Below are 17,948 nucleotides of genomic sequence, written 5' to 3' on the forward strand. Positions count from 1 at the left end.
GTAACGCCGCATCAGTCTGTACAATAAACTTTCTCGTTATAATAAACCCATAGAGGTTAGTTGTTATGAAGAGGGAGTGACGAGCGTGAGTTTTGAAGAAATAATGTCCAAAGAGTGGTATTCCGTTTTTTGGAAAACAAAAGTTTATGAACCTAATCAAATCTGTTATCGAACGGTCGACCAGATTAAAGATAAAGTGTATTTTGTGAAGGAAGGATATCTCCTTGTTCAAACAGTAAATCGTGAAGGTGAGTTAATTAGTACAGAAATTCTTGACGAAAATAGTTTAATCAATTTGGAGGTATTAATGGAGGATACAAATGAGTGGAACTTGCCTGCTTTTATTCAGTACCAAGTTGTTTCACTTGAAGATGTTGTCGTTTATGAGATGGATAAAGAATTTTTCTTATCTCATCTTTATGTTGATCCTCGTAAATATCACAAGCTATTTGAGAAAGTGATTACTCAGCTGCTAAAGATTTTTTTGGCTTATACGCTTTCTAATGATAGGACGAGTTTCAAAGTTGCTTGGGCATTGTTTCGGCTTTCAACAACTGTTGGCAAGAAAAGAGAAGGAGGAATTGTTGAATTTCCACGCTATGTAACTCAAACTTTTATTTCTCAGTTTGCGCAAGCAGGACTTGCGAGAACGAATGAAGAAATTCAATTGCTCTATCAAAAAGGTGTTTTTTTGCATCGCAAACGACTTGTTTTGGATCAAAATAAGTTACTAAATCATTTAAAGTCACAATTTTTAACTGAATATTCAGTTTTATAAGTCACAAATTAGACACAAATATAGATTTTTTTATTCTTAAAGAATTATATTGCGAAAAAAATTAGATGATAATGAAGTTACATTCTGCGGGAAGGGGGTGAATTAGAGTTGAAAGGAAAGAGGCTATTTGAAAATAAGCTTATCATTTTAGGCATGGTAGCAATGTTGATTATAGGCTTAGTTCTTCCGTTTCCGGATTTTAAACATAAAACTAAGGTTAATGCAGCACGCGAGCGTGCTGTTAGCGTTGTACAGGATCCTGAAATCCTAGAAGAGTACAACCATCTAAATATCACCAAATGGATGCCTTACTATTTCAGCCCAAAATCTTTGTGGGAACCTAGAATATTGGGAGAGTGGGGGGAAATATCTACTGATGGCGGTACTCCAATAGGATCCGTAACGTTTGCTAATACTAAAAATCAGTTTAAAATTTATGTGAATGGAACCGTTGCGAATGGAAGAAAAGTTGGGATTGCTCAAAGCTTTGATACGATTGCTGGGCACAAGTATCAAATTTCTTATAAAGCTACTTATGACGGAGCTGGACCTGGATATGCAGTTGGAAGAAGCAGTACAGACGTATTAAATTCAGAGGATTTGAATCTGGGGAGTTCTGTTCTTCCACCAGGTTTTAATTCACTCGTTTCTGTTCAGGATGTTTTTCAACATACAACGTTTACAGGTACAGGTGGAAAATTAACAGCTCGAGTCTATATTGATCCTTATGAAACTTTTACGAGTACTATTTTTTCTGGGATTTCGATTATTGATTTAGATCAAGGCGTGGATGAAGCACGTGTAGGAATTGATGAGTTGTTTCGAGATGAGACTCATACAAAGCTTCGCCTATCAGTAGTTCAGGGAGATATTGATGCAGTTCAAAAACAAATTAATGTGATTTTAGACCCAGCATTGAAGCAAGAATATCAAGTTGAGTTAGATAAAGCGCAGCGCTTAATGGACGAAGCTAATCCTCGATTTACAATTGAACAATTAGTTGATAATCCAAATGATGAACACAGTTCGACAATTATAGGAAAAACCGATCCAGAAGTTATGTTAAGGTTCACAGGTAGTCCAGCACTTCCTAAACCGGGACTTCCAAATGATGATCCGAGAAAACCGTTACTCTATTCTGTTAGAGCAGATGAAAATGGTAATTTCCGCTTTAAATTACCACCAGGAAATTATTTCAAAGCTGGAGAAACTATTACAATAATAGGGACCATTTATGGGAAGTCAGTTATGTTTGACGAAAGTGTTTTGGATACGACACCTCCAGATTCACCAGTATTCCAAGAGCTAAAGGACCAAGATAAAAATTTTATTGGAACAGCTGAAGCGAATTCAAAAATAGAAATTTTTGATGCCTCTAAGCAAAAAATTGCGATGGGGAATACTGATGGGGATGGAAACTTTTCGATCCCGATCCCAAGCGGTCTGTTGCCACTTGTTCCCTATACAAAATACTATGCAGTAAGCACAGATAGTGCTGGAAACGTCAGTGAAGATTCTGAGTTTGCTGAAGTGGTGGATACCATACCGCCAAGTGCTACAGCTATAAAACAAGAATTTCATGTAGGCGATATTTTACCAGATGATCCACGCTCACTACTCGAAAATGTTCAAGATAATGCGGGGACAAGTGCAGACAATTTGACTGTTAGTTATGAACAAAAACCGGACTTGACACATTATGGTTTTCAAAAAATTGGAGTAAAGCTCCAAGATAAAGCTGGTAATCGTACGCTGATAGATGTGCCTACTTTCATTTTGGACGAGTATATGACTGGTAATGGTGAGGTATACATTAGAGCAAAAGATTTTGTAATGTACAGTACGGATTTTCCATTAACAACAGCACAACTTGTAAAGAAAATTAAAGAAGAATCAGCCATAGAAGTTTGGAATGGTACTGGTAAATCTATTGGAACCAAAGTTCCGTTGGATGATGTATCCGTAAATGGAACTGTTTCTTCAACACCTGGAATTTATGAGGTTGATATTTCTTGGGGAGGATACACAAAAAAAGTGAAGGTAACTGTGAAATCAGATACTTTATCTTTTGAAGAGGTACCAGCAGATCTCGCTTATAGTGGTACAATAAAAGATTATCGTCAGCTATTACAGCCTATAGGAAGCGCACAACTTAAAATTACTGATGATCGACGTACTGTGCAAAATTGGCAATTGAAAGCAACACTTGATTCTCCGCTTACAAGCCAAAATGGAAAAGCATTTTCGGGCAACTTGATTTATCGCGCAAAAGAAGCAGATGGGAAAATCAATGAGCAACCCCTTAGCCAAATTTCTGCTCCAATCTTTATCAATAAGCAGGCTAAACAAGGGACAACAACGATTGATTTAAAAAAAGAAGATGATTGTGGGCTTGTTTTAGAAGCGATTCCTGGAGAAATTTATGCAGATATGAATTACCGAGCAAGCATCACTTGGACACTTGAAGATGCACCATGAGAAAGGAACGGAGGGAAAAGTAATGTTTGAAAAATACAGTTTACCAATTTTGATGTTCCTTTCCTGTTGCTTGCTTTTTCTTTCCCCACATTCGGTATCTGCAAATGATACTGTAAGTTATACATCTGACGTCGGATTAAGTTTTAGTGAAAAAATGCCTCCCAAACCCCATTCCCAAAAACAAAGTAATATGAATAATAATTCTTCACAAGTAGGGAAAACAAAAAAAGCAGCATGGAATGAAGCGGAAGGAAAAAGTCAGTCAAATCATTCAATGTTACCAACGACTTTGCCAAAAACTGGAGACCAATCCTCTTTTAGCTGGATTTTAGCTGGATTTCTGATTGTAGTAGTTTGGATAGTGTTCTCGGGAAACAAGCGATTGAGAAGAACTTTTTTATGCCTCTTTGGATGCTTTGTTTTGCTAAGTAGTTTTCTTGCTTTTGAGAAGGATGCAACAGCGGCTATTACGAAGTCTAAAGTAGACCTCTTTTATTTACCACCAGATGAGATCGCTACAGCGCCTAAACATCCTTATGATCCAAACAAGGACATCCATTTTACAGATGGAAATAAAGCAACAGAGATCAAAGGTCCACTGAGTCTTGACTTTGTGCCCAATATTCAATTTCATGCACAAAAGGGAAGTTGGGAGGAAGAAAGGTATTATGCCCCTCTCATCCAAGTACAACGATCAGATGAGAAAGGCTTGGAACAAGTACCGAATTTTGTTCAAGTAACAGACGATCGTGGTTCACTGAGTGGTTGGACGTTAGTCCTTCGGCAAAATGGTCAGTTTCGAAATGGAGCACATGAACTGGAAGGAACTGAGATAAAATTAAGCAAGCTTCATATGGTATCAGGAGAGTCTAAACGTCCCCCGATTGCTTTTCAAGAAATAACGCTTGATCCAGATGGAAAAGAAAGTAGTCTCGTGATTCAAGCGAAGAAAGGAACTGGTGCCGGCACTTGGCTCGGGTTATTTGGAAAAGACAATCAAGAGGCCCAAACGGCTATTTCTGTTACCGTACCAGGAGAAGTAACAAAGGAACAAGGCAAGTATCAAACATCATTAACATGGGAATTACATGATTCCCCTATTTAAAAACAAAGGAGTCTTTTAATTATGAAAAAAACATTGACATTAACTGCAACTAGTTTGGCAGCGGTAGTTGGACTTTCACTTGTCGCTATTCCAGCATATGCGGAGGAAGCCGTTAAAGACGGAGGAATCACAACTTCCAAAGGGGATATTACATTTGAAAAAAACAAAGGAACAACAAAACCAAAAGATCCAGATACTGGGAAGCCCGTTATTCCAGTAGATCCAGATCCAGTAGTTCCAACAAATGGACCCCTTAGTATTGATTATATTTCCAATGTTCATTTTGGGACACAAAAGATTTCAGGGAGCACGGAAGTCTATTATGCAACGCTTGACCAAGTGAAGGATGCAGAAAGTGGAGCGATTAGTGAGCGTCCCAATATGGTTCAAATTACAGATGACCGCGGAACAAACGCTGGTTGGAAACTAACGGTGAAGCAAGAAGCGCAATTTAAAAATGGAAGTTCTGAACTAGATGGAGCGGTTTTAAAATTTGAAAACCCAACACTTAAATCAAGCAATAAGAGTGCTACAAACACCCCCACTGCTAAAGCAATGACACTATCTCCAGCAGGTGCAGCGAGTGATGTGATGATTGCCAATGCTAACCAAGGGATGGGAACATGGTTTGATCAATTTGGAGCTGATCAAGACAGCGGAAAACAAAGTATTTCCCTTACGGTTCCTGGCGACACTGCCAAAGTCGAAGGTAAATATGAAACGACTTTAACTTGGACATTAACAGATAGCGCGGTTTAAGAGTCAACTATACTAAAAAAGAGGAGTTTAAATTGATGAAGACAAAAACAAAAATGATGACAGCAAGTGCTTTAGGTTTTGCATTACTCGTGAGTGGAACTGCGTATCAAGTGGAAGCGGCTTCCACCACAAGCAATGCGAAAGTAAACTTTAAATCAGATGAATCAGGAACAACAAAACCAAAAGATCCAACAAAACCAGAGGAAGAATTTGTTCCCGAAGAAGATCCAAACCCAACTACAGGTTCTCTTAGAATTGACTTTGCTTCTTCACTTGATTTTGGTGAACAAACCATTTCTGGGGAAGCGAAAGATTATTTTGCGAAATTCACAAAAGGAACGGACTCAGCAGGAGCTGACCGTTTTGTACCTAGCTATGTGCAAGTAACGGATAACTCCGGTAAAAACGCTGGTTGGACACTTGAGGTTTCAGGGAGTGAGTTCAAAAATGGGGATGCAGTTTTAGAAGGGGCAGAGTTGACACTTTCAGGGACAACGCTTGCTTCGACAATGGATGCGAAATTCAAACCAGAGACTGTAGCGAATAAGGTTGTTGTAAACGGCGCTAGCCAAACGGTTGTTGATGCGAAAGCAGAACAAGGGATGGGTACGTGGACAGCAGCATTTGGAAACGCACCGGGAACAAGCGCGACAGATACAAATGAAAATGTAAAATTACATGTTCCAGCAGAAGCTAAAAAGCTACCAGGAACTTATACGTCAACGCTAACTTGGACACTTACGGCAGGACCAACTGCACCAAGTCTATGAGTTTTTATTCGCTAGATTAAATGATTACACAGAAAGAGGGAGCTTTATTTTCCCTCTTTTTTTGAATAAAGGAGTTCTCAAATGAAAAGGAAAATAATAGGTATTGTAGGGGCTTTTGCGGCTGTTTTTCTTGTTTGTGGTGCTTTTCAATCAACTGTAAAAGCTGCAACAAGCATGCCATATTCAGTATCAGCGGTTTTACCAGATAACCAGATGGATAAGACAAAAACGTATTTTGATTTAAAAATGCGCCCCGGTGAAAAGCAAATGATTGAAGTGGAACTCACGAATGCTGCGGATCGAGATATTACCGTTGAAATGAGTGCTAATACAGCGATTACAAACGATAATGGGATCGTAGATTACAGTTATATGGGTCATAAATTTGATAAAACTTTGAAACACCCATTTTCAAGTCTTGCAAAAATGGGGAGAGAAACGACGATCCCTAAACAAAGTAGTAAGCGAGTTCAAGTAGCACTTACAATGCCCGAAAATGGTTTTAAAGGAACTATTTTAGGTGGGCTTCGTTTTAATGAGAAGGAAGCTGAAAATGCGAAACAGAAGAAAGCATCGGGAGTTCAAATTGAAAATAAATATGCCTTTGTAGTCGGAGTGGTTCTCCAGGAATCCGATGAAAAGTCAAAGGAAAATTTTGATTTAGGGAATATCAAGCCTTCACAAGTGAATTTCCGGAATGTTTTAAAGGCCAATGTGCAGAACAAGGCAGCGCTTATTGTTCCTGAGATGGAAATTAAAGCTTATGTGACTAAAAAAGGCGGTAAAAAGGTATTATTTGAAACGAATAAAGAACATTTACGGATGGCTCCTAATTCGAATTTTAATTATGGAATCAGTTGGGACAATAAGCCATTTAAACCAGGAAAATACACCTTGCATATGCAATTAAAAGCCTCGGATAAAACTTGGAAGTGGAAAAAAGACTTTGAAATTGAACGAAAAGAGGCGAAAAAGTTCAATGACCGTGCGGTTGAATTAGAGAAGGATTACACGATGTATTACATCATCGGTGGCGCGATTCTTGTCTTGATTTTATTAGTAGTTGTTTACTTGTTAGGCCGTCGCAGTCGTCGAACAAAATCATGATATTAAAAGCAAGAAACGCAAGGTTAGTAAATCAACAAAATGGCTTGAAGTCCTCCTTTTAAGTGAGACTTCAAGCCATTTTGTTTAGAGTTAGTGGGAAATATCAAATAACTTTTGATCTTTGGCTGCGCCAAGACCTGCTAGGAACAAACCGATGCCTGCTGCTAGCAAAATGAAAAGCGAAATTTCGAAGTTACCTAGCGCATCATGCAAGAATCCAAAAAGAAGGGGACCGAAAGCAGCTAATAAGTAGCCGACCGATTGAGCCATCCCAGACGTTTCCGCGGCTTCTTCCGGTGTGCTTGTTCGCAAACTGAAAAACATCATGGAAAGACTAAAGGCCATTCCGCCTCCGACTCCAAGCATAATCGAAATGATCGAAAGGTAAACAAGGCTAGCAATTGGAAGCATTAAGCCGATAATTCCGCCGCAGATGAAAAAACTAGCGAGGCTCATCAGAACCCGCTGATCTTTCGTTTTTCCTGCAATGATCGGAATAATAAAGGTGATCGGGATGATTCCAAATTGCATGAGCGAAAGCATGAAGCCCCCATCCGCTGCTGTAAAGCCGCGATCTTGAACGATAACTGGAAGCCAAGCAACATTGATATAAAACACGGCCGATTGAACGCCCATCACGACAGCAATTTGCCAAGCAAGCTTCGATTTCCAAACGCTTTGATGCGCGTGAGCTGGCTTTTTCGAATTGGCGGAAGCCACTTGCTTTGGTTTCTTGCCCAGTTGAAAAAGCCAAATTAGAAGCGCAAGCACGGTGAAAGCAGAAAAGACGTAAAGTGTTCCGCGCCAGCCTAGTCCAAAATTATTTGCGAGCGGGAAGCTAAGCCCGGAGGCGATTGCTGCAAATAAATTCATGGAAATGGAGTAAATGCCTGTTAGAAGGCCAAGCTGGAAGGGAAATTCCTTTTTGATAATGCTCGGCAAAATAACATTTCCAACAGCAATCCCAATTCCAATCAAAAGCGTTCCTATTAGTAGAAAAGTGAGATTGTCTCCAAAAGGACGAATAAAACTTCCGAAAACTAGAAATAATAAAGTATAAAACACGAGTTGTTCTACACCGAGCTTACGACTAAGTTTGGAAACAAAAGGGGAAATTACCGCAAAAGCAATTAATGGTAGGGTGGTTAAAAAACCCGCAAGTGTGTTCGAAATTGGTAAATCCTTACGAATAAGTTCAAGTAACGGGCTAATTGATGTAATAGGCATTCTTAAATTGATCGCTACAAAAATAATTCCTAGTACAAGGGAGATTTTTAGGTTTCTTGCTTTTTCAAGTTCAGTATTTAATAAATCAGGTTGTTCGTTCACTTATCATTACTCCTCTAACTTTAATTTCTGTTTATAAGCTGCAATATAGAGATCCACTTCTTGCTTTGCACGCTCCGTGTCGCGCTCTTTGATCGCTTGAAGTAAGGCAGTGTGTCCATAGGTATAGTGCGTTTCAAAAACGGTAGTGCTATAAATGGAAAGCTCAATTTCTTCAAGCAAACGCTGATATAAATCAACAAGTAAGCGGTTATGTGAAGCTTTTGCGATCGATTCATGTAAAGCAATATCACTTTTGACAAACTTCGCCATATCTTGACTTTCAACGGCCGCAATGCACTGTTTAGACAGATTTAAACAACTTTCTAAATCCTCGTTTGTCCTTCTTTTGCAGGCCAAAATAGCGATTTCTGTTTCAAGCGCGTGACGCACTTCGAAAATTTCACCAAGTGAGGACTTGGCAATCCGGCGTTGCAAACTAGCGCTCCATTCATCATTTGCTAATACAATCGTTCCGACTCCTTGCCTGACTTCAAGAATGCCCACGTGGACGAGGGCGCGAATCGCTTCACGAAGTGTATTTCGACTAATGCCAAACTCTTCCATTAAACTTTTTTCACTGGGAATCTTGCTATGAAGTGGCCAAGCACCCGAAGTGATTTTTTTGAGAAGCGCATCGTAAACTTGTTCAGCAAGTGGCTTCCGGTCAAGCTGGGCAGACATAAAAAAACTCCTCTCTAAAGGTAGGATGATAGGTTCAATTTTAGCGTAAACAAGATGAAAAGTAAATAGGGTCTGGCTAAAAAGTACGAACTTGGCTTTTCATATGATAAAATGAAAAGATACATAGAAAGAGGGTTAGAAAAAATGGAATGGCTGAGTGGGCTCTTGAAAAAAGATACGCTACGAAGAATACTGGTATTTGTTTTACTCGGATTAGTCTTATACTTTGTTCGCAGCATGATTGATTTAATACTTTTAACATTTATCTTCGCATTTCTTGTGACTCGTCTTGAAAATGTCATTTTAAAACGAATCCGAATGCCAAGAAAGCTGATTGTCATTGTGCTTTATGTGGCTGTAGCGGCCTTTTTATATATTGCGATTGTACATTATTTGCCAATCTTAATTCATCAAATTTCGCAACTTGTCACTTTGCTCGTTAAAATGTACAACCATCCAGGCGACAATCAAATAGTCATTTGGATCGTGGAGTGGCTGAAACAATCGAATATCGAAAAATATTTACAATCAGGCGTAGAATTTTTGATTGCTTCGCTTTCGGGAATTGGCTCTTTGGGCTTATCTTTTTTCATGGCCTTGATTTTAAGTCTATTTTTCTCCTTAGAAAAGGAACGCGTCACGCAATTTTCGGCTCGTTTCTTAACTAGTAAAGTAGGCTTTATTTTCCAAGATGTCGCCTACTTTGGAAGAAAATTTGTTTCTACCTTTGGTGTTGTCCTTGAGGCGCAACTCTTAATCGCACTCGTTAATACGCTGATTACAACAGCTGTTCTTTATTTAATGCACTTCCCACAGCTACTCAGCTTATCGATTATGGTGTTTATTTTAGGAATGATTCCCGTTGCGGGCGTAATCATTTCGTGTATTCCGCTTTCAATTATTGCATACTCCATTGGCGGCTTCACAGACGTCTTCTACATTTTGCTGACCGTTGTCGTCGTTCATGCAATCGAAACGTATATTTTAAATCCCAAATTAATGTCTTCCAAAACGGATTTACCCGTGTTTTATACCTTTATTGTTTTAATTTTCTCCGAGCAATTTTTCGGGGTTTGGGGACTAATTGTTGGAATTCCTATTTTTGTTTTCTTGCTTGACGTCCTTGATGTCCGTAGCACAAGCGAGATCCCGCGTAAAAACTTTTTTGGAGGAAGGAAGAAAAAGAAAAATGGAGATTCTTGAATTAAAAAAGGACTTTCCGCTTGATTTATTACTAGATGCTGACCCTAACCAAGAATATGTGGAGGATTACCTTGAACGCGGCCAAGTTTTCGGACTCTTTGACCAAGAAACGCCTGCTCATTTAATCGGTGTTTACGTACTTTTAAAAACGCGCCCTGGAACAATGGAACTGGTTAACTTAGCCGTTCGCGAAGCATTCCGCGGACAAGGTTACGGGCGAATGCTCACTCAAGATGCTTTGACGCGTGCTAAAGAAGCTGGAATGCGAACGTTAGAAGTCGGAACGGCCAATTCCTCTCTTGGCCCACTTGCTTTGTATCTCAAATGCGGCTTTCGAATGACCCATCTGGATCTTGATTTCTTTCGAAGACACTATCCAGACCCTATTTTTGAAAACGGGGTGGAATGTAGGGATATGGTTCGCTTGATGCAAGACTTATAAAGAAAAGACTGATCAATTCGTTAGGTTTAAAAAAAGCTAACAAATTGATCAGTCTTTTTCGTTAATCCCAAAGAAATTCAGAAACGGCTTGATCAATCTCCTCGTTTTCGTGCAAATTGCTGTGTGAAGCCGTTTTTCCGCTGAATACTTTTTCGCTATAACTCGTTACGTTTTGGAAAATGAACTTAGCAGACAAAGCACTTGCAAGAGGCACACTGCCATCACTCTCCGTTCCGTCTAATACATCGCCTGCAATCGTATAGACTTGAATAGATTTAGCGATTTTTTCTCGGTTTTTATAGAGGTTTGCGTAGCGCTCCGTTTCCGTCTTCGGACCATTTTCCGAAAGGTTATAACGACTATCACCAATTGCGAGTCCGTTGATAGGGGCTCCGATTAAAACCAGTTTTTCAGTAATCGGATAAGCATTTTGAGTGCTTGTTTCTTCTAAATAGTTAGTGAAACTAACACCGCCCATAGAATGAGCCACGACGTTTATTCTGGAAATATGATAGTCGCGCTTTAAAGTAGCACAAACTGTTTTAAGCCACTTTGTTTGATTTACCATCGAGCTTTTATTATCTTCAAACAAAACTTGAATTAGCGGGCGTCTAGTATATTTATCATATTTCCCATGAACGGAAAGCGTCCCATCTTTTTTTACAGTAATAGTGAGCGCTTTATGAGCTCCGTCCGCTTCCTCTAGTCGACTCATCATATGACCAAGGGAATTTTTGGTTCCAGCATAGCCATGAACAAATAAAGTGGGTGTTCCAATCTCAATAGATTGTTTAGCTTTCTTTTTTTCTTTTGCTTTCACTTGATTGGCCGCTTTCTTTTCTTCAGCTGCACGGTGTTCAGTAGTCGCTGTAAAAATAAAACCAAAACTAATTACAAAGACTGCAAAAACCAATAAAATAATGATCCATTTTTTCATTTCTCACAATCCTTTACTTTGAATTTGAAAAAAGAAAATGCCCAATATAAGCATCGATTTGCGGAAGCTCATGCAAGTTCGTATGCGTGGCTTCTCTTCCTTTTACGATGTGAACTTTAAGCGGCTGTTCCGTAAAAAGTTGTTTTCCGTAGAGCACACTCGATAAACTAACGACACCATCACTTACTGTTCCATCAAGTATATCGCCGCCAACAATCATGATTTGAATGTCTTTCGGCAGTATTTTCGCCATTTTTTTAGCGAACTTTGTATGAATCATCGGCGCATTTTTTAAAGCGATCGATTCTTCTCCGTTAATGTATTCTTCCGGATAGAATGGAACGCCAAGAAAGACGATTTTATTCACTTGTGGATAGTTTTCATTTTTTTCGTAAGCTGCAAGGTAAGAAATAAACGCGCCACCACCCATCGAATGCCCAATAGCATTAAACTTCATAATGCCGTGCTGTTGTTTTAAAAATAACAACACTTTTTTTGTCCAGAGAGCTTGCTGTGTTAAACTTGCACGATTATTTTCAAAAACAACATTAATTAATGGGTTTTTCGCTGATTTTCGGTAATGACCGCTCTCTGTTATCTTGCCGGATGTGCTAACACGGATAACAAGTGAATCGGTTCCCCAGTGATATTTCTGATCGAAACGACGAATCATACCATGAAGTGAGCGATCGGCTCCTTTATAGCCATGTATAAAAACAGAAGGAATCTGCTGGTTTTCCATTTTTTCGTACGAACCATTTAATTGCGTAAGTGCAAATAGCGCAATCACAACGGATAAACAGGGGAGAATTCCTGCAAAAAGTATTCGCTTGAACATGATTATTTTCATTCCTTCCAAGAATCGTACTGTTACAATTATACATGGATTTGAACAGTTCTGCATCTTTTAATAAGAAGACTTGGCAGTGGAAACCAATAATAGTATACTTAAAAAAGATAAGATCGGAGGGATTCTTTTTGATTAAACGAACGGGCGAAGTTGTTTTAAGCGTGATTGGCCTAGTTTTGGCGCTTTTCTTGCAGGGCGCGATGACCATTGTTTCATTTAATTTTTTGGCAAAAACGAAGACAGAATCAGGGTATGAAATTTTTGCTGGCAAGTATGAAAAAGCCATACATGATGCAGGAGTAAGTTTGAGTGATGCGCCTTCTGCTTCTTCCATTGTCGATGCACTACACGGCTTTAGTATCTTTTTCATCGTGGCACTTATCGCGGTAATTTTGTTTAGCATTTTAGGAATCATTTTTATTGTGGGAAATAAAAAACCTGTGCTCGCCGGCTTTTTATTCCTCTTGGCAGGAATTGTCGTGATCTTGGCCACTTTTCTTGTTGGCTTTGTTCCAGCGCTCTTGTTTCTTATTGCGGCAATTATGTGTTGGGCTCGTAAACCAAAACGAGACGCTTTTTCAAACTTTTAATGAAAGTAAAACTAAAAACAGCCTTTCTTTTTCTAGTTTTAGAAAAAAAAGGCTGTTTTTTTGTTAACGATTTTAGAATATTAGCGTAGTAAAGCATTGGTAGTTCAATAAAACACCAACTTTCCCGATATGAAAACCGTTTTTTTGACTTGAGAAATGAGATTAAAAAAGAGAAGTGCTGGGTAAATCTTTAAAGTCAGAGAGATTCATTAGAGATACATTAGTAAACTTCAACAAGAATCTTTTTGACAAGCAATTAATTCTTTGCATGAAACTTTATTAGGATTGGATGGATGAGAAATGGTAAAACGAATTTCATTGGAAAAAGAAGCACTTGATTTTTGTATCGCGAATGAAAAACCACCTTTTTTGTATCAACTACCTGTAGATGAAGCAAGGAACGTGCTTGAAACGGTGCAAAAACAACCCGTTGACAAATTACCTGCTGACATAGAGAACCGTGAAATGGATCTAGGTGAGCATGGGAAAATCAATGTGCGGATTGTAAAACCGCAAAATAGCACAGAAAGTCTTCCTGTTATGCTTTATGTTCACGGAGCTGGCTGGGTACTTGGAAGTGCAGACACGCATGACAAGCTTGTAAGAGAACTTGCAGTGCGAACTAATTCTGTTGTGTTTGTTCCAGAATATGATCGCTCTCCAGAAGCGAAATATCCGGTGGCAATTGAGCAATGTTATGCTGTTCTTCTTAAAATTGCTGAAAATGCACAAAAAGAAGCATGGAACACGAACCGAATTGTCATTGCAGGAGACAGTGTTGGTGGAAATATGGCAACTATTCTAACGATGCTTGCTAAAGATCGTAAAGGTCCAAAAATTGCTAAACAATTGCTTTATTACCCAGTAACAAACCATGCATTTGACACAGAATCTTACAATCAATTTGCAACAGATTACTATCTAACAAAAGAAGCAATGAAGTGGTTCTGGGAAAAATATCTTCCAACTGGACAAGATACAAAAATTAAAACAATCTCGCCACTTCACGCAACAAAAGAAGATTTGCAAGGTTTACCACCTGCAATGATTTTAAATGGAGAAGCAGATGTTCTTCGCGACGAAGGGGAAGAGTATGCACGCCATTTACGTGAAGCAGGCGTTCCTGTAACACAAGTACAATTTCAAGGAATGATTCACGATTTCGTGATGCTTAACACACTTGATCAAACAAAAGCTGCTCGTGCTGCGATGGATCTTTCAACGGCATGGGTAAATAAAAAATAAACTGGCTAGAAACAAGAGAAGGAACTTCGTGTGATTGAATTTGATTAAACGCATGAAAAAACTTGTACAGCCAAGAAAAACGATAAAGAGATTAGGAGATTACAAATGGTATTTCAAGAATTAAAAGGTAAGGTAGCTGTTATTACAGGTGGCTCCATGGGAATCGGTTCTGCAATTGCAAAGCGATTTGCAGAAGAAGGCATGAAAGTTGTTATTAATTATCATTCCCATCCAGAAGCCGCTCAAGAACTTGTTGAGTTATTAAAAGAAACAGGTGGAGAAGGTATTGCCGTTCAAGCAGATGTCAGCAGTGAAGCAGATGTGCAAAAACTAGTTGATACTGCAGTGGAACATTTTGGCGGTATTGATGTTTGGGTTAATAATGCTGGAATGGAAAATAAACATAATACCCACGAACTTCCTCTTGAAGACTGGAAGCGAGTTATTGATGTCAATTTAACAGGTGTATTTATTGGAGCCAAAGCCGCATTAAATTACTTTGTGACAAATAACAAAAAAGGAAACATTATCAATACTTCTTCCGTTCACGAACAAATTCCTTGGCCAACTTTTGCTCACTACGCAGCTTCTAAAGGTGGCGTCAAACTCTTTACAGAAACAGTGGCAATGGAATATGCAGCGCGTGATATTCGCGTAAACAGCATCGGACCTGGTGCTATTAATACACCTATCAATGCTAAGAAGTTTGCTGATCCTAAACAACTAGAAGCAACAACTAGCATGGTACCAATGCAGCGAATTGGAGATCCAAGTGAAGTGGCAGCAGCCGCTGCTTGGCTAGCATCAGATGAATCAAGTTATGTAACAGGAATTACACTTTTCGTTGACGGTGGAATGACGCTCTATCCGGCGTTCCAAGATGGAAAAGGCTGAGAGAGGGAAGAACTAAATGAATGTACTAATCGCTTTACTTCCTGCTATCGGCTGGGGAATTCAACCACTTATTTTACGTAAGATTGGTGGAAAACCATCAAACGAAATTTTTGGAACCGGTATTGGTGCCCTCATTGCAGGCCTTGTTGCAACTGCTATTTTTTCACCTCATCTTGTTGCAACAAATGTTTTTATACTGAGTTTATTATCTGGTTTATTCTGGGTAGTAGGGCAAACGGGACAATATCATGCCTTTGGTTTGATTGGTGTATCGAAAACCATGCCGATTTCAACAGGTTTTCAACTGGTTGGAACTTCACTTATTGGTGTGATTCTATTTGGTGAATGGCCAGGAACTTTGAGCAAAATCATTGGTTTTCTTGCAATTTTGCTGCTCATTATTGGTGTGCTACTTACTTCTGTTTCAGATAATACACAAAATCGTACAGAGACGAAACGAGGCATCTTTGTTCTAGCTGCGACAAGCTTGGGTTACTGGGTATATAGCGCACTACCAAAGGCTGTATCCGCTTCTGGATTAGCTATCTTTTTACCACAAATGTTAGGCGTGTTTATTGGCGCAGTGCTTTATGCTTGCATCAATAATAAACGAGTTTTTCGAGAAGAAAAGAGTTGGAAGGCCGTGATCGTCGGACTGATTTTCGGGCTTTCAGCACTTGCTTATATATTCTCAGCGCAAAAAAATGGAGTGGCGACAGCCTATATTATTACGCAATTAAATGTTGTCATTTCGACAATTGGGGGTATAGTAATTTTGAAGGAGTCTAAGTCAGGACGGGCACTAAAAGAAACAATCTTTGGGTTGTTACTGATTGTAATTGGCAGTGTGATTACTGTTCTGATTTAAGAAAAAAATAAGAAATGAGATGATTGAAGTGCAAGACAAACTAACAACAAATGCAGGACAGCCGTGGGCAGATAATGAACACTCTTTGACAGCAGGAAAACGTGGCCCAGTTTTAATTCAGGATTATGCTTTGCTTGAAAAACTAGCGCATTTTAACCGTGAACGAATTCCTGAACGAATTGTTCACGCAAAAGGAGCAGGCGCAAAAGGCGTCTTTGAATTAACGCATGATATGAGTGCCTACACAACAGCTGATTTATTTAATGGTGTGGGCAAAAAAACCCCATTAATGGTTCGCTTTTCTCAAGTTGCAGGCGAAGCCGGCTATCCAGATACCTACAGAGATGTTCGTGGCTTTGCTGTTAAATTTTACACACAGGATGGGAACTATGACATTGTCGGTAATAATACGCCCGTTTTCTTTGTGAATGATCCACTTAAGTTTCCAGATTTCATTCACTCTCAAAAACGTGATCCACGAACACATAAACGAACACCTGATATGCAGTGGGATTTCTGGTCGCTTTCCCCTGAATCTGTCCATCAGGTCACGTATCTAATGGGTGATCGTGGGATCCCGGCAAGTTACCGAACAATGCACGGCTACGGCAGCCACACCTTTAAATGGGTCAACAAAGAAGGCGAACAGTTCTGGGTGAAATATCACTTTAGAACAGATCAAGGTGTTAAAAACATGTCAAATGAATTGGCTGATCAAATGCTTATTAAAGATTTAGATTTCTTGCAGAATGATTTATTTAATGCAATCGAAGATGGAAATTATCCATCGTGGACGCTTTACGCCCAAATCCTCCCCTATGAAGAGGGTCTAAAGTATAAACACGATATTTTCGATGTTACAAAAGTAGTTTCGCAAAAAGATTATCCATTAATTGAAATCGGTAAAATGACGCTTAATGAAAATCCAACGAATAACTTTGAAGAAATGGAGCAACTCGCTTTCTCACCAGCTAACCTTGTTCCAGGCATTGAAGCATCCCCTGACAAATTGCTCCAAGGTCGCCTATTCGGCTATAAAGACGCGCAACGATATCGTCTCGGAGCAAACTTTGAACAGCTTGCTGTGAATCGTCCACTGAACAATGTGAAGAACTATGAACGTGATGGATTCATGGTATCCGGTCAAGACGGAAGCGTTAACTATGAGCCAAACAGTTTTAACGGCCCAGTAGAAGACCCAGAAGCGAAAATACACGGCGATGAACTAGAAGGAAAAGTTGGAAATTATGCTTATGATGAAGACTACTATTCTGCAGCAGGTGACCTATACCGATTAATGACTCCAGAAGAAAAAGATCGTTTGATCGAAACCATCAAAGAAAATCTCGGTCAAGTCACCAAAAAAGAAATTCAAATTCGCGAAACGCGCCAATTTTATTTAGCTGATCCAGAATATGGCATCCGAGTTGCAAAAGCTCTCGAACTTCCTTTAGAACAGATTAAAGGATGAGGAAAATATCGAAATAGGTACTCAAGAATTCTTGAGTGCCTATTTTTTGGTTTAGTCTAATTTAAGAAGGGGAAAAATTAAGAGAATGGTGAGGAGGAGATAGCTTTGCAGCGAAAAACGAAGCAAATATTATTTTTTTCAGCAATCGCACTTGTAGTTTCTAGTATAATTGGAGCTAAAAAATGTAAAATCAAAACAGACCCATTTCGTTCGGTAGAAGACATCAAGCGTCGCTATCTATCAACTGAAATGGATGAAGAAGCAGAACTAGCAGCGGATAACATGTTTTCAGAGGGAGCCATGACAGCTATTAACTATGAAAATGAAGAACAAGCAATAGAAGGAAAATAAGAAGATTGGGCAGCGACTGCTCAATCTTTTTTTATAGGCCTCAAGACTTACCCGAACTTCCTTCTATAGTTTGTTATCAAGGTTATGATT

General features: G+C 39.2%; 18 protein-coding genes and 1 pseudogene. 15 read left to right on the forward strand and 4 right to left on the reverse strand.

What is annotated here, in order from left to right:
* Positions 1-85: 85 nt before the first annotated feature.
* From UR08_RS01520 to UR08_RS01545, 7 genes and pseudogenes are all read left to right on the forward strand, one after another.
* Complete coding sequence (locus UR08_RS01520; RefSeq protein WP_115751905.1) at positions 86-778, forward strand: cyclic nucleotide-binding domain-containing protein; 693 nt, start codon at positions 86-88, stop codon at positions 776-778.
* Positions 779-886: 108 nt separating this feature from the next.
* A complete protein-coding gene (locus UR08_RS01525) occupies positions 887-3,256 on the forward strand; it encodes an Ig-like domain-containing protein (RefSeq protein WP_115751906.1) in 2,370 nt (789 codons plus the stop codon).
* 274 nt (positions 3,257-3,530) lie between these two features.
* A pseudogene (locus UR08_RS13200) lies at positions 3,531-3,626 on the forward strand (LPXTG cell wall anchor domain-containing protein); the annotation flags it as partial.
* A gap of 51 nt (positions 3,627-3,677) precedes the next feature.
* Positions 3,678-4,361, forward strand: a complete 684-nt coding sequence (locus UR08_RS13065; RefSeq protein ID WP_240616009.1) for a WxL domain-containing protein — start codon at positions 3,678-3,680, stop codon at positions 4,359-4,361.
* Positions 4,362-4,394: 33 nt separating this feature from the next.
* Positions 4,395-5,120 (forward strand): WxL domain-containing protein, encoded by a 726-nt coding sequence (locus UR08_RS01535; protein WP_420812307.1) that lies wholly within the window; start codon positions 4,395-4,397, stop codon positions 5,118-5,120.
* Positions 5,121-5,155: 35 nt separating this feature from the next.
* Positions 5,156-5,890: a WxL domain-containing protein gene (locus tag UR08_RS01540; RefSeq protein ID WP_115751908.1), complete on the forward strand. Its 735-nt coding sequence runs from the start codon at positions 5,156-5,158 to the stop codon at positions 5,888-5,890.
* An 81-nt stretch (positions 5,891-5,971) separates the two neighbouring features.
* On the forward strand, positions 5,972-6,997 hold the full coding sequence (locus tag UR08_RS01545) for a WxLIP family cell surface protein (RefSeq protein ID WP_115751909.1): 1,026 nt from the start codon (positions 5,972-5,974) through the stop codon (positions 6,995-6,997).
* A 90-nt stretch (positions 6,998-7,087) separates the two neighbouring features.
* On the opposite strand, the gene UR08_RS01550 is transcribed toward UR08_RS01545, so the two are convergent.
* Both UR08_RS01550 and UR08_RS01555 read right to left on the reverse strand, forming a co-directional pair.
* Complete coding sequence (locus UR08_RS01550) at positions 7,088-8,326, reverse strand: CynX/NimT family MFS transporter (protein WP_115751910.1); 1,239 nt, start codon at positions 8,324-8,326, stop codon at positions 7,088-7,090.
* Positions 8,327-8,332: 6 nt separating this feature from the next.
* Positions 8,333-9,007 (reverse strand): FadR/GntR family transcriptional regulator, encoded by a 675-nt coding sequence (locus UR08_RS01555; RefSeq protein ID WP_115751911.1) that lies wholly within the window; start codon positions 9,005-9,007, stop codon positions 8,333-8,335.
* 144 nt (positions 9,008-9,151) lie between these two features.
* Here UR08_RS01555 and UR08_RS01560 point away from each other — a divergent pair, with 144 nt between their 5' ends.
* Both UR08_RS01560 and UR08_RS01565 read left to right on the forward strand, forming a co-directional pair.
* Positions 9,152-10,210 (forward strand): AI-2E family transporter, encoded by a 1,059-nt coding sequence (locus tag UR08_RS01560; protein ID WP_115751912.1) that lies wholly within the window; start codon positions 9,152-9,154, stop codon positions 10,208-10,210.
* On the forward strand, positions 10,197-10,652 hold the full coding sequence (locus UR08_RS01565; RefSeq protein WP_115751913.1) for a GNAT family N-acetyltransferase: 456 nt from the start codon (positions 10,197-10,199) through the stop codon (positions 10,650-10,652). The genes UR08_RS01560 and UR08_RS01565 overlap by 14 nt, the downstream gene beginning before the upstream one ends.
* A gap of 61 nt (positions 10,653-10,713) precedes the next feature.
* Here the strand turns inward: UR08_RS01565 and UR08_RS01570 are convergent, their stop codons facing one another.
* Positions 10,714-11,589, reverse strand: a complete 876-nt coding sequence (locus tag UR08_RS01570; protein WP_115751914.1) for an alpha/beta hydrolase — start codon at positions 11,587-11,589, stop codon at positions 10,714-10,716.
* Between the two features lie 13 nt (positions 11,590-11,602).
* Positions 11,603-12,427 carry an alpha/beta hydrolase gene (locus UR08_RS01575; protein WP_115751915.1) on the reverse strand — a complete coding sequence of 275 codons (825 nt, stop codon included), beginning with the start codon at positions 12,425-12,427 and terminating at the stop codon, positions 11,603-11,605.
* Between the two features lie 140 nt (positions 12,428-12,567).
* Between UR08_RS01575 and UR08_RS01580 the strand changes: the two genes are divergently transcribed.
* From UR08_RS01580 to UR08_RS01605, 6 genes are all read left to right on the forward strand, one after another.
* Positions 12,568-13,029 (forward strand): DUF4064 domain-containing protein, encoded by a 462-nt coding sequence (locus UR08_RS01580; protein WP_115751916.1) that lies wholly within the window; start codon positions 12,568-12,570, stop codon positions 13,027-13,029.
* Positions 13,030-13,329: 300 nt separating this feature from the next.
* Positions 13,330-14,274, forward strand: coding sequence for an alpha/beta hydrolase (locus tag UR08_RS01585; RefSeq protein WP_115751917.1), 945 nt, complete (start codon positions 13,330-13,332; stop codon positions 14,272-14,274).
* 105 nt (positions 14,275-14,379) lie between these two features.
* Complete coding sequence (locus tag UR08_RS01590; RefSeq protein WP_115751918.1) at positions 14,380-15,168, forward strand: glucose-1-dehydrogenase; 789 nt, start codon at positions 14,380-14,382, stop codon at positions 15,166-15,168.
* Positions 15,169-15,184: 16 nt separating this feature from the next.
* Positions 15,185-16,036, forward strand: a complete 852-nt coding sequence (locus UR08_RS01595) for a GRP family sugar transporter (RefSeq protein WP_115751919.1) — start codon at positions 15,185-15,187, stop codon at positions 16,034-16,036.
* Positions 16,037-16,055: 19 nt separating this feature from the next.
* A complete protein-coding gene (locus UR08_RS01600; RefSeq protein ID WP_240616010.1) occupies positions 16,056-17,507 on the forward strand; it encodes a catalase in 1,452 nt (483 codons plus the stop codon).
* 105 nt (positions 17,508-17,612) lie between these two features.
* Positions 17,613-17,858, forward strand: coding sequence for a hypothetical protein (locus tag UR08_RS01605; protein ID WP_115751920.1), 246 nt, complete (start codon positions 17,613-17,615; stop codon positions 17,856-17,858).
* The last annotated feature ends 90 nt before the right edge of the window (positions 17,859-17,948 follow it).

Source organism: Listeria kieliensis (assembly GCF_003369925.1).
GTDB classification, from domain to species: domain Bacteria; phylum Bacillota; class Bacilli; order Lactobacillales; family Listeriaceae; genus Listeria; species Listeria kieliensis_A.